This window comes from Burkholderia sp. BCC0097, assembly GCF_902832985.1.
Classification (GTDB): Bacteria; Pseudomonadota; Gammaproteobacteria; order Burkholderiales; family Burkholderiaceae; genus Burkholderia; species Burkholderia orbicola.
In genome coordinates, this window is the sequence record NZ_CADFDM010000002.1 from 714,556 (window position 1) to 727,218 (window position 12,663).

The following is a 12,663-nucleotide window of genomic DNA, read 5'->3' on the forward strand; positions in this document are numbered from 1 at the left end:
TCACTTCGTCACTGGGTCTTTCATGGTTCGGCGTCGCCTCGCTTTCCTCGCAGTCGCTTCAGCACTGCCCCTCGCGCTAGCCGCCTGCAGCGGAAAAGCGCCGTCCGATCCGCGCACGGAAGCGCCGCTCGTGCGTACCGCCGTCGTGCAGGCGGCCGTTCCCGCGTCCCGCTCGTTCACCGGAACCGTCGCCGCGCGCGTGCAGAGCGATCTCGGCTTCCGGGTGTCCGGCAAGGTGCTGGAGCGGCTCGTCGATACCGGTCAAACCGTCAAGCGCGGCCAGCCGCTGATGCGGCTCGATCCCGTCGACCTGAAGCTCGCGGCGCGCGCCCGCGACGAAGCCGTCGCCGCCGCACGGGCGCGCGCGCGGCAGACCGCCGAGGACGAGGCCCGCTACCGCGACCTGCGCGGCACCGGCGCGATATCGGCATCCGCGTACGACCAGATCAAGGCCGCCGCCGATGCCGCGAAAGCGCAACTGAGCGCCGCCGAGGCCGACGCCGACGTCGCGCGCAACGCGACCGGCTATGCGCAACTCGTCGCGGACGGCGACGGCGTCGTGATGGAAACGCTCGCGGAGCCCGGTCAGGTCGTCAGCGCGGGTCAGCCGGTGGTGCGGCTCGCGCACGCCGGCAGCCGCGAAGCCGTGATCCAGTTGCCCGAAACCCTGCGTCCGACGATCGGGTCGGTCGCGCAGGCCGGGCTGTTCGGCAAGCCGGACGTCCGCGTCCCCGCGACGCTGCGCCAGCTTTCCGATACCGCGGATGCGAGAACGCGAACCTTCGAAGCGCGCTACGTGCTGCAAGGCGCGCTGGCCGATGCACCGCTGGGCGCGACCGTCACGATCCGCGTGCCGGACGACGCACGCACGGCTTCGCAAGGCGGCATGCAGGTGCCGATTGGCGCGCTGCTGGACGCGGGCAAAGGGCCCGGCGTGTGGGTCGTCGCCGGCGAACCGGCCAAGGTGACGTGGCGACCTGTCAAGGTCGAGCATCTCGACGACGATAGCGCACGCGTGGCCGGCGACGGTGCGCTCAAGCCAGGCGAGCGCGTCGTCGCGCTCGGCGCGCAGTTGCTGCGCGAAGGCGAGGCGGTGCGCGTGTCCGCGCCGGCTGCCACGGTCGCGAGCGCAGGAGCACGGCCGTGAGCGAGCGACGATTCAACCTGTCGGCGCTCGCGGTGCGCGAGCGCGCGATCACGCTGTTCCTGATCTGCCTGATTTCGCTGGCCGGCCTCGTGTCGTTCTTCAAGCTGGGCCGCGCGGAAGACCCGGCGTTCACGATCAAGGTGATGACCGTCATCACCGCATGGCCGGGCGCCACCGCGCAGGAAATGCACGACCAGGTCGCCGAAAAGATCGAAAAGCGCATGCAGGAGCTGCGCTGGTACGACCGCACCGAGACCTATACGCGCCCGGGCCTCGCGATCACGACGCTGACGCTGCTCGACAGCACGCCGCCGTCGGAGGTGCAGGAGCAGTTCTACCAGGCACGGAAAAAGATCGGCGACGAGGCGACCAACCTGCCGGCCGGCGTGATCGGCCCGATGGTCAACGACGAATACGCGGACGTCACGTTCGCGCTGTTCGCGCTGAAGGCCAAGGGTGAACCGCAGCGCCTGCTGGTGCGCGACGCCGAAGCGTTGCGTCAGCGGCTGCTGCACGTGGCGGGCGTGAAGAAGGTCGACATCATCGGCGAGCAGGCCGAGCGCATCTACGTGCAGCTGTCGCACGACCGGCTCGCGACGCTCGGCGTGAGCCCGCAGGACGTGTTCGCCGCGCTCAACGGCCAGAACGTGCTGACGGCGGCCGGCTCCGTCGAGACGCGCGGGCCGGAGATCTTCATTCGCGTGGACGGTGCGTTCGACAAGCTGCAGAAGATCCGCGACACGCCGATCGTCTCGCAGGGCCGCACGCTGAAGCTGTCGGACATCGCGACCGTCGAGCGCGGTTACGAAGATCCGTCGACCTTCATGATCCGCAACAACGGCGAGCCCGCGCTACTGCTGGGCATCGTGATGCGCGACGGCTGGAACGGGCTCGACCTCGGCCGCGCGCTGGACCACGAAGTCGGCGCGATCAATGCGGGGTTGCCGCTCGGCATGAGCCTGACCAAGGTCACCGATCAATCGGTCAACATCAGTTCGGCCGTCGACGAGTTCATGGTCAAGTTCTTCGCCGCGCTGCTCGTCGTCATGCTGGTGAGCTTCGTCAGCATGGGCTGGCGCGTGGGCCTCGTGGTCGCCGCGGCCGTGCCGCTGACGCTGGCCGTGGTGTTCGTCGTGATGGCCGCCACCGGCAAGAACTTCGACCGCATCACGCTCGGCTCGCTGATCCTCGCGCTCGGGCTTCTGGTCGACGACGCGATCATCGCGATCGAAATGATGGTCGTGAAAATGGAGGAAGGCTACGGACGCGTGGCCGCATCGGCCTATGCGTGGAGCCATACGGCCGCACCGATGCTGGCCGGCACGCTGGTGACCGCGGTCGGCTTCATGCCGAACGGCTTCGCGCGCTCCACCGCCGGCGAATACACCAGCAACATGTTCTGGATCGTCGGGATCGCGTTGATCGCATCGTGGGTCGTGGCGGTGGTGTTCACGCCGTACCTCGGCGTGAAGATGCTGCCCGACTTCAGGAAGATCGAAGGCGGCCACGATGCGATCTACGACACGCCGCGCTACAACCGTTTCCGCCAGGTGCTGACGCGCGTGATCGCGCGTAAATGGCTGGTCGCGGGGTCGGTCGTCGGCCTGTTCGTCCTCGCCATTCTCGGCATGGCGGTCGTCAAGAAGCAGTTCTTCCCGATCTCCGATCGCCCCGAGGTGCTCGTCGAGGTCCAGATGCCGTACGGCACGTCGATTTCGCAAACGAGTGCCGCTGCATCGAAGGTCGAGGCGTGGCTCGCGAAGCAGAAGGAAGCGCGCATCGTCACCGCGTACGTCGGCCAGGGCGCGCCGCGCTTCTACCTGGCGATGGGGCCGGAGCTGCCCGACCCGTCGTTCGCGAAGATCGTGGTGCGCACCGACAGTCAGGACGAACGCGACGCGTTGAAGGCGCGCCTGCGCCGCGCCGTCGCCGACGGCCTCGCGCCGGAGGCCCGCGTGCGCGTCACGCAACTCGTGTTCGGTCCGTATTCGCCGTTCCCGGTTGCGTACCGGATCACCGGCCCCGATCCCGACACGCTGCGCGGCATCGCGTCCGAAGTCGGGCGCGTGATGACAGGCAGCCCGATGATGCGCACGGTCAATGCCGACTGGGGCACGCGCGCGCCGACGCTGCACTTCACGTTGCAGCAGGACCGCCTGCAGGCGGTCGGGCTGACGTCCAGCGCGGTCGCGCAGCAGTTGCAGTTCCTGCTCACCGGCGTGCCCGTCACCGCGGTGCGCGAGGACATCCGGACCGTGCAGGTAATCGCGCGTTCGGGCGGCGATGCGCGGCTCGATCCCGCACGACTCGACGATTTCACGCTCGCAGGCGCGAACGGGCAGCGCATTCCGCTGTCGCAGGTCGGCAAGGTCGACGTGCGGATGGAGGAACCGATCATGCGCTGGCGCGATCGCGTGCCGACGCTCACGGTGCGCGGCGACATCGCCGAGGGCTTGCAGCCGCCGGACGTATCGACCGCGATCACGAAGCAGCTTCAGCCGATCGTGGCGCGGTTGCCAAGCGGCTACAGGATCGAAGAAGCGGGCTCCATCGAGGAATCCGGCAAGGCAACGACGGCGATGCTGCCGCTGTTCCCGATCATGCTCGCGATCACGCTCGTCATCATCATCTTCCAGGTGCGCTCGATCTCGGCGATGGTGATGGTGTTCATGACGAGCCCGCTCGGGCTGATCGGGGTGGTGCCGACGCTGATCCTGTTCGGGCAGCCGTTCGGGATCAACGCGCTGGTCGGGCTCATTGCACTGTCGGGAATCCTGATGCGCAACACGCTGATCCTGATCGGGCAGATCCACCAGAACGAACAGGCCGGGCTGGACCCGTTCCATGCGGTCGTCGAAGCGACCGTGCAGCGCGCGCGCCCGGTGATCCTCACCGCGATGGCGGCCGTGCTCGCGTTCATCCCGCTCACGCACTCGGTGTTCTGGGGCACGCTCGCGTACACGCTGATCGGCGGCACGTTCGCCGGCACGATCCTCACGCTGGTGTTCCTGCCGGCGATGTACGCGATCTGGTTCAGGATCGGGCCCAGCCGTGCCGCCGGTTCGCATCACGGCGAGCCCGAACCGGCGTCGCTGCCCGACTCCACGCTTGCGGCCACGCTCGACGCACGCAACTGACCGTTCCACCATCCATCCGCTCGAAGGAAGCAACCATGTCGAACCCTACCGTTGTCGTCGTGACCGGCGTGTCGTCGGGCATCGTGCACGCGGCCCGGCCTGCGGCAAACGGGGTTCCCGCGCAACGATAGCCGCCGATCACCGCCGCAGCACCGCCACCGCCTTGATCTCGACGATATAGCCGGGCGCGCCGCCGAGCATGTGCGCGCCGACGGCCGTCCACGCCGGCCGCGGATGCGCATGGAAATAGCGGTCGCGCACCTGCATGAACAGCGGCAGGTCACGCATGTCGGTATGGAAGGTCGTGAGGTCGACCACGTCGTCGAGCGATGTGCCGCCGGCATCCAGCACGCGCTTCAGGTTCTCGAACGCCTGCACGATCTGGGCTTCGCGGCCCTCGACCAGCTGCATCGCCGCGTCGCGGCCGATCTGGCCGGATACATAAACGGTATCGCCGACCTTGATCGCCGGTGCATAGCCGATTTTTTCGTACACGGCTTCCATGCCGGCCGGGATGATCGCTTCGCGTTTGCTCATGAATGTCTCCGTGGCCGCGCTTGCCGCGCCGGCCGGTTATGTGAGGGTCGTCGTGCACGCGGCTGCGGCGCGTGCACCGTCAACGCCCTTCAACCCGTGTCGCCACCCGCAACCGGCAGCACCGTGCCGGTGATGTAGCTCGCCTCGTCCGACGCGAGGAACAGGATCGGCGCGATCTGCTCGTCGAGGCTGCCGTAGCGCTTGAAGTACGTCGAGTTGGTCACCTGCCGCACGGCCTCGCCCATCCACGCCTGTTCCTGCTCGGTGTCGCCGGCCGCATTGCGCGGCACGCGGCGCGGCGGCGCGCTGGTGCCGCCCGGCGCGGTGGCGACGACGCGGATGTTGTGTTCCGCATATTCCATCGCGAGCGCCGCCGTCAGCGCGTTCACGCCGCCTTTCGCCGCCGAATACGGCACGCGGCGAATGCCGCGCGTCGCGTTCGACGAGATGTTGACGATCGTGCCGCCGCCGCGCGCGAGCAGGTGCGGCAGCACGGCGTGACACGCATAGAGCGTCGGCATCAGCGAGCGGCGGATTTCCGCGTCGATCTGCGCCGGCTCGAACTCGGCGAACGGCCGCATGCGAATCGCGCCGCCGACGCCGTTGATCAGGATGTCGATGCCGCCGAACCGCTGCACTGCATGCGCGATCGACGCGTGCGCGCCCTCGTAGGTTTCGAGATCGGCGACGAAGCCTGCCGTCTCGCCACCGGTCGCCTCGGCCGCCACGTCGGCGACGAAATCCGCGCGATCGACGAACAGCACCTTGCCGCCCTCGGCCGCCGCGCGCAGCGCGACACCGCAGCCGATGCCCTGCGCCGCGCCAGTGACGACGACGACCTTGCCGGAGAATCGTTGCATGGTCATGCCGCCTTTGCCGTGACGTTGGGGGTGAACTTCTCGTAGTGGAAGCTGTTCGGCTTCACGCCTGCTTCGTCGAAATACTGGCGCACCGCATCGACCATCGGCGGCGGCCCGCACAGATACACGTCGACGTCGCCGTCGTTCAGCGCGTCGGCCGGAATGTGCTGCGTGACCCAGCCCTTGCGCGCATGGTTCGATGCCGCGTCGGCAACGACCGTCGCGAAGCTGAAGTTCGGCAGCTTCGCCGCAACCGCTTCGATCGCATCGACCAGCACGAGATCGAGATCGCGCGTCACGCCGTAGATCAGGTGCACCTTCTGCCGCGACCCGCTGCGCGCGAGCACCTCGAGCATCGACAGGAACGGCGCGAGGCCCGTGCCGCCCGCAAGGAACAGCAGCGGCCGCTGCACGTCGCGCAGGTAGAAGCTGCCAAGCGGCCCGTGCAGTTCGAGCGTATCGCCAGGTTTCGCCGATTCGAGCCACGTGCTCATCACCCCGCCGGGAATCTTCTTGATCAGGAATCCGACCTTCGTGTCGCCCGGCGCGGACGAGAACGAATACGAGCGATGCTGGCCACTGCCCGGCACGCCGATGTTCACGTACTGGCCCGGCAGGAACGCCGGCGCGCTCGCGCCGACGTCGAGTTCGAGCACGACGGCCGCGTCGTTGTGCTGCTCGACCTTCGCGACCGTCGCGGCAAAAGCGCTCTGCCCGGTCTTGCACGCAACCGACGACGTCGGCACCGCGATCACGCAGTCGCTTTGCGGCACCATCTGGCACGTCAGCACGAGGCCGCCGTCCTTCTCGTCCTCGGTCAGCGCATCGTCGATGTAGTCGTCGCCGAGGTCGTAGCGGCCGCTCTCGGCGCGGCACTTGCAGGTACCGCACACGCCGTCGGAGCAATCCATCGGCAGGTTGATCTTCGCGCGGAAGGCCGCGTCGAGCACCTTCTCGCCGGCCTTGCAGTCGATGAAGCGGGTCACCCCGTCCTCGAAGTTCAATGCAATCTTGTAGCTGGACATCGCGTCACCTCCACTTCCTTTCATGACAAACCAGCGGCATCAGACGTGATAGACGTCGAGCACCTGCCGGATGTAGTCGTTCTTCAGCACGATCTTCTTGTGTGAAATCAGCAGCGCGTCGCCCGCGCGGCGCAACGTGACGAACATCGTGCCGAAGAAGTGATCGGTCACGCGGTAACGGTGGTTCAGCGTGTGAAAGTTGTAGCGCACGTCGACCTCGTCGTCGCGTTCGGCCAGCACCTCGACGTTCGTCACGTTGTGGCTGGTGCGCGGCTCGGGCGTCGATGCGCCGCTGCGCTCGGTCTTGATCCGGAACACGCGATCCTCGAGGCCGCCGCGATCCGCGTAATACATCAGCGAGATCTCGCTGCTCGGATCGGCGGTCGGCCGGTCATCGTCGTCCCATGCGGGCATCCAGTACGTGACGTCCTCCGTGTAGCAGGTCAGCCACGCATCCCACTCGCGATCGTCGAGCAGGCGCGCCTCGCGATACAGCGCCGCGCAAATCGTCCGGTAATCGAAGCTCATGCCGCCACCTCCCCGCGTTCCTTCTTCAGCGCATCGCGCATCACGTTCACCCAGTGTTCGTGCTGGCACACGAACAGCCCTTCATCCTCGCTGCGTTCGCCCGAAATGCGCGGGTTCAGCCCCATCTTTTTCGCGTTCTCGTCCGGCCCGTCGACCCACAACGGCGCGCCGCGCGACAGGTCGTTCCACATCGCCGTGATGCCTGCATAGCCGGCCTGGCACGCGCGAAACTCCTCGAGATCGTCGGCCGTGCCCATGCCGGTCACGTTGAAGAAATCCTCGTACTGGCGAATCCGCGTCGTGCGGTCGGCCTCGCTCTCGCCCTTCGGCGCGAAGCAGAAGATGCTGACTTCCGTCTTGTCGACCGCGAGCGGCCGCACCACGCGAATCTGCGTGCTGAACTGGTCCATCAGGAACACGTTCGGGTACACGCACAGGTTGCGCGTCTGGTTCACGATGAAATCGGCCTGCACGTCGCCCACGCGGGCCTTGATCTCGTCACGATGCTGGTACACGGGCCGCACTTCCGGGTTCATCGTCCGGGTCCACAGCAGGATGTGGCCGTGGTCGAAGCCGTACACGCCCGCGACCGACTTGCTCCAGCTGTTCGCGTCGACCGCCTTGGTGCCGTCTTCCTTGCGGCGGCCCATCGTCGCCGCATAGTTCCAGTGCACGGTGCTCACGTGATAGCCGTCGCAACCGTTCTCCATCTGCATCTTCCAGTTGCCTTCGTAGATGTAGGACGAGTTGCCGCGCAGCACTTCGAGCCCGTTCGGCGCCTGGTCGACGATCTGGTCGATGATCACGCGCGCTTCGCCGAGGTAATCCTCGAGCGGCAGCACGTCGGCGTTGAGGCTGCCGAACAGGAAGCCGCGATAGTTCGCGAAGCGCGCGACCTTCTTCAGGTCGTGCGAGCCGTGCGTGTTGAACTGCACCGGATACTCGGTCGTCTTCTCGTCTTTCACCTTGAGCAGCTTGCCGGTGTTCGAGAAGGTCCAGCCGTGGAACGGGCACGTGAAGCTGCCCTTGTTGCCGTGCTTGCGGCGGCACAGCATCGCGCCCTTGTGCGCACACGCATTGATGACCGCATGCAGCTCGCCGGTCTTGTCGCGCGTGATGACGATCGGCTGGCGGCCGATCCACGTCGTGTAGTAATCGTTGTTGTCGGGAATCTGGCTTTCGTGCGCCAGGTACACCCAGTTGCCCTCGAAGATGTGCTTCATCTCGAGCTCGTACAGTTGCGCGTTCGTGAAGATGTCGCGGCGGCAGCGGAAGATGCCGGCCTCCTTGTCATCCTGCACGGCGGTTTCGAGCAAATGATCCAGCTCGTTGGTGTGGTCGATCGTGGCGGACATGATGGCTCCTCCCATGCGCGTGTCGCGTCCTGCAAGCACGCTCGCATCGGTATCGGTTGAATCTCGGGGTGACCGGCCGGCAGCGGTGGCGCTCGCGCGCCGCCGTGCCGCCGGAAGTTATGCCGCGGCGGACGCGCGCAGGCGTTCGACGATCTGGTTGTCCTTGCCCTGCACCAGCGGCGTCAGCACGAAGTTGAACTCGATGTCCTGGTACGCGTCGGCCTTCATGCCGAGCGCGGTGCCGCCGGTCTTTGTGGTCACGGGCGGAATCAGTTCCTCGCGCGTCGCATACGCGAAGTCGTCCCAGATCAGCGGATCGCCGTCGATGTTGAACTGCGTCGTCAGCTTGCGGTGAGCGGGGCTGTCGACGAAGAAATGCACGTGCGCGGGGCGGTTGCCGTGACGGCCGAGGCGGTTCAGCAACTGCTGCGTCGCGCCCTGCGGCGGACAGCCGTAGCCGACCGGCATCAGCGTGCGGAATTCGTACTTGCCGTCCGCGCCCGTCTTCACCGCGCCGCGCAGGTTGAAATCGGTCTGCGCGCCGGTCGGGTCGAAGTGCGAATAGAAGCCGTGTGAGTTCGCATGCCAGCATTCGACCACCGCGTCGGCGATCGGCTTGCCGTCCAGGCCCGTGACCGTGCCGTGGATCACGAGCGGGCCCGCGCCGTCGTCCGCGTCGAGGTCGATCTTCGCGATGCCGTCGCGTACCGGTGCGCCCGCGACGTACAGCGGCCCCTCGATCGTGCGCGGCGTACCGCCGTCGAGGCCGATCGCCTTGTCCGCCGCGTCCATCCGGATGTCGAGATATTTCTCGAGACCGAGGCCGGCCGCGAGCAGCGCCGCTTCGCCATCCTGACCGAGTTTGTTCAGGTAGTTCACGCCGGCCCACACTTCGTCGGGCGTGATGTCGAGATCGTCGATCGCCTTGAACAGGTCGCCGAGCAGGCGCAGCACGATCTGCTGCGTACGTGCGTCGCCCTTCGTGCCACTTCCGCGATTCCCGGCCGCATTCGATGCGGCCTTCAGCAGATCCTGCACTTCCTTCGTGTCGAAAACTTTGACGCTCATGATGCTGTCTCCATGTGTATTTGGGGGGGTGACGGTCCTTGCCAGATTCGATTACCGCGCAACTTTCGTCAGCCCGTCGCGGGTGAAGCGCCTGATCTTGTCCTCGTCGAGCGCGATGCCGAGACCGGGGCCGTCCGGCACGGTCAGTTCGAAATCGCTGTAATCCAGCGGCTGCGTCAGGATTTCCTCGGTGATCAGCAGCGGCCCGAACAGTTCGGTGCCCCACTGCAGATTCGCGACGCTCGCGAACAGGTGCGCGGACGCCACCGTGCTGAACGCGCCTTCGAGCATCGTGCCGCCGTACAGCTCGATGCCGGCCGCGTCCGCGATCGCGGCCACGCGCTGCGCGGCGAAGAGGCCGCCGCTTTGTTCGATCTTGATCGCGAACACGTCGGCGCCATGCTGCTTCGCGATATCGAATGCGCTGTCGGGGCCCTGCAGGATTTCATCGGCCATCAGCGCGACGGGGAAGCGGCGCATCAGGCGCGCCAGCGCCGCGGCGGACGCCACCGGCTGCTCGACCAGCTCGCAGCCCGCGTCGGCCAACGCCGGAATCGCGCGCGCGGCCTGCGTTTCGCTCCACGCCATGTTCACGTCGACGCGCACCGAGGCGCGGTCGCCCAGCGCCTTCTTGATCTCGGCCACGTGGCGGATATCCGTTTCCGGTGCTTTCGCGCCGATCTTCAGCTTGAATACGTTGTGGCGACGCAGGTCGAGCATGCGTTCGGCTTCGGCGATGTCGGTGGCCGTATCGCCCGACGCGAGCGTCCAGGCAACCGGCAGGCGATCGCGGCGACGGCCGCCGAGCAGTTCGCTGACCGGCACGCCAAGACGCTTGCCGTGCGCGTCGAGCAGCGCGGTTTCGAGCGCGCTTTTCGCGAAGTGGTTGACCTTCGCGAGCTTGCCGACGAACGCCATCAGCGTCTGGACGCGCGTGGCGTCACGGCCGACGATCGCCGGTGCGAGATACGCGTCGATCGCGAGCTTCATCGCTTCCGGGCTTTCCGGGCCGTAGGCCATCCCGGCGATCGTCGTGCCTTCGCCGATACCGGTCACGCCGTCGCTGCAGAACACCTTCACCAGCATCAGCGTCTGGCCGTGCATCGTGGCCACCGACAGCTTGTGCGGACGAATCGTCGGCAAGTCGACGAGGCGGGTTTCGATGCGTTCGATGGTAGCGGAGGACATGGGGCGCGCTGCGTGGGGGTGGTTCATGGAACGGATTTATACGCGGCGGGGAAATGGGGCGTCCAATACTTTTAGGCGGGATTTTTGATACCTGACGGGTATTGAAACTGGGCGATGCATGCGTAATATTGCGGCGCGTCATACCTGTTTTGATGAGATAGGCGGGCGGGGAGGCTTGATGGAGCAGGTTGTGCGGGGTTGGGGATCGCTTGGGCGGCAGGCCGACTGCGGCTGCTTGTGACAGCGGGAAAATCGGCCGAAAACCGGCGGCCTGGCGAGTCGATCAGGGTTTTCCTGACGGAAAAACGGGGGCTAGCCGTCCGGCCTGCGGCTTCGGCGTCGGTTTCCGAGCACGACGGGAAGGAAGTGAGTAGGCGGATATCGACGTTCGTCGCCAATGTTCGTCGGTCGTCAAAAGCCGACGGCCACTATCGGGCCAGAGCTCCACGATGCCCCATGACGCTCGACGCGTCGCGCTTCAAACTATTCCGGGCAGGAATGACAGCTATCACCCGGTGCTGCCTTCTGCGGATTCGCGCTTGCCCTGAAGATCCAGAGGCCCTCTTCCTCTTTGACTTTTTTCAGGTAACGCGCAATGAATACGCTCTTCACCCCGACTCGGGTCGGCCCCTATCCGCTCGCTCACCGCGTCGTCATGGCGCCGCTCACACGGATGCGCACCGACGCGCACAACGTTCCCGGCGATCTGATGGTCGATTACTACGCACAGCGCGCCTCGTCGGGGGGCTTGCTGATTTCCGACGCAACCTCCGTGTCGCCGCTCGGCTTCGCTTATGTGGATGCGCCGGGCATCTACACCGAAGCACATGCACACGGCTGGCGACGTGTTGTCGACGCGGTCCACGCGAAAGGGGGACGCATCTTCGTGCAGCTTTGGCATGCGGGACGACAGGCGCATCCCGCCAACATCGGCGCAGAATTGCCGATCGCGCCTTCTGCCGTGCGCGCCTATGAACACTCGGCGATCCACGACGAAAATGGCCAGGTCATTGAAGTCGAACAGGTGCTCCCCCGTGCACTCGCGCTGGAAGAAATTCCCGGCGTGATCGAAGAATTCCGTCACGCAGCGGCGCTGGCGAAACAGGCGGGTTTCGATGGTGTCGAACTGCATGCCGCCAATGGTTACCTGCCCGACCAGTTTCTGCGGGACGGCTCGAATCACCGTACGGACGCATATGGCGGCTCGCTCGAGAACCGCGCACGCTTTCTGTTCGAGGTGCTCGATGCAATCGGTTCGGTGTGGGAGGCCGGCCGCATCGCGGTCCGTCTTTCGCCCGGGAGTTCGTACGGCACGATGTCCGACAGCGATCCGCATGCCACGTTCGGCTATGTCGCGCGTCGTCTGGATGGCCATGGGCTCGCTTATCTGCATGTGGTCGAGCCGCGCGTGCGCGGTAACGATGACGTCGCTGCCGCGGCATCGGCGGTCTCGTCGAAAGACTTGCGGCACGTGTTCAACGGCACGCTCATCGCGGCAGGCGGCTTCACCGCGGATAGCGCGCATCGCATGATCGAGGCAGGTGACGCCGATCTCGTCGCATTCGGGCGCCTGTTCATCTCCAATCCGGATCTGCCCGAACGACTGCGCGTCGGGGCGCCGCTCAACCACTACGATCGCTCGACGTTCTATGGCGGCGATGCACGCGGCTACACCGATTATTCGTTCCATGGCCCGGCGCCGGTCATCTGAACCAGCCTGCACGCGCGGCTGGTTTGCTTTTACGAATCGTTTCCGTGGGCGTGCGTGCCATTCGGCCGGCAAGAACCGATCGCCCGCAGTTTCATCGGCCACGTGTT

Annotated in this window: 10 protein-coding genes; 3 read left to right on the top strand and 7 right to left on the bottom strand. The window is 66.2% G+C overall.

Annotated elements, in window-relative coordinates:
• Window positions 1-22: 22 nt before the first annotated feature.
• Complete coding sequence (locus HWX07_RS08490) at window positions 23-1,147, top strand: efflux RND transporter periplasmic adaptor subunit (protein ID WP_175875960.1); 1,125 nt, start codon at window positions 23-25, stop codon at window positions 1,145-1,147.
• On the top strand, window positions 1,144-4,284 hold the full coding sequence (locus HWX07_RS08495) for an efflux RND transporter permease subunit (protein ID WP_175875961.1): 3,141 nt from the start codon (window positions 1,144-1,146) through the stop codon (window positions 4,282-4,284). The genes HWX07_RS08490 and HWX07_RS08495 overlap by 4 nt, the downstream gene beginning before the upstream one ends.
• Window positions 4,285-4,422: 138 nt before the next feature.
• On the opposite strand, the gene HWX07_RS08500 is transcribed toward HWX07_RS08495, so the two are convergent.
• The 7 genes from HWX07_RS08500 to HWX07_RS08530 all read right to left on the bottom strand — a co-directional run bounded on the left by HWX07_RS08500 (window position 4,423) and on the right by HWX07_RS08530 (window position 10,845).
• On the bottom strand, window positions 4,423-4,821 hold the full coding sequence (locus HWX07_RS08500; protein WP_175875962.1) for a RidA family protein: 399 nt from the start codon (window positions 4,819-4,821) through the stop codon (window positions 4,423-4,425).
• An 89-nt stretch (window positions 4,822-4,910) separates the two neighbouring features.
• Window positions 4,911-5,687, bottom strand: coding sequence for a 1,6-dihydroxycyclohexa-2,4-diene-1-carboxylate dehydrogenase (locus HWX07_RS08505; RefSeq protein WP_175875963.1), 777 nt, complete (start codon window positions 5,685-5,687; stop codon window positions 4,911-4,913).
• Window positions 5,684-6,706: a benzoate 1,2-dioxygenase electron transfer component BenC gene (gene benC, locus HWX07_RS08510; RefSeq protein WP_175875964.1), complete on the bottom strand. Its 1,023-nt coding sequence runs from the start codon at window positions 6,704-6,706 to the stop codon at window positions 5,684-5,686. The genes HWX07_RS08505 and benC overlap by 4 nt, the downstream gene beginning before the upstream one ends.
• Window positions 6,707-6,745: 39 nt before the next feature.
• Window positions 6,746-7,234, bottom strand: coding sequence for a benzoate 1,2-dioxygenase small subunit (benB, locus tag HWX07_RS08515; RefSeq protein ID WP_175875965.1), 489 nt, complete (start codon window positions 7,232-7,234; stop codon window positions 6,746-6,748).
• Window positions 7,231-8,589 (bottom strand): Rieske 2Fe-2S domain-containing protein, encoded by a 1,359-nt coding sequence (locus HWX07_RS08520; protein ID WP_175875966.1) that lies wholly within the window; start codon window positions 8,587-8,589, stop codon window positions 7,231-7,233. Before HWX07_RS08520 ends, benB begins: the two co-directional genes overlap by 4 nt.
• Before the next feature lie 117 nt (window positions 8,590-8,706).
• Entirely contained in the window at window positions 8,707-9,657 is a 951-nt protein-coding gene (gene catA, locus HWX07_RS08525) for a catechol 1,2-dioxygenase (RefSeq protein WP_175875967.1), read from the bottom strand.
• Between the two features lie 51 nt (window positions 9,658-9,708).
• Entirely contained in the window at window positions 9,709-10,845 is a 1,137-nt protein-coding gene (locus HWX07_RS08530; protein WP_175875968.1) for a muconate/chloromuconate family cycloisomerase, read from the bottom strand.
• A 595-nt stretch (window positions 10,846-11,440) separates the two neighbouring features.
• On the opposite strand from HWX07_RS08530, the gene HWX07_RS08535 reads away from it, so the two are divergent.
• A complete protein-coding gene (locus tag HWX07_RS08535) occupies window positions 11,441-12,556 on the top strand; it encodes an alkene reductase (RefSeq protein ID WP_175875969.1) in 1,116 nt (371 codons plus the stop codon).
• The last annotated feature ends 107 nt before the right edge of the window (window positions 12,557-12,663 follow it).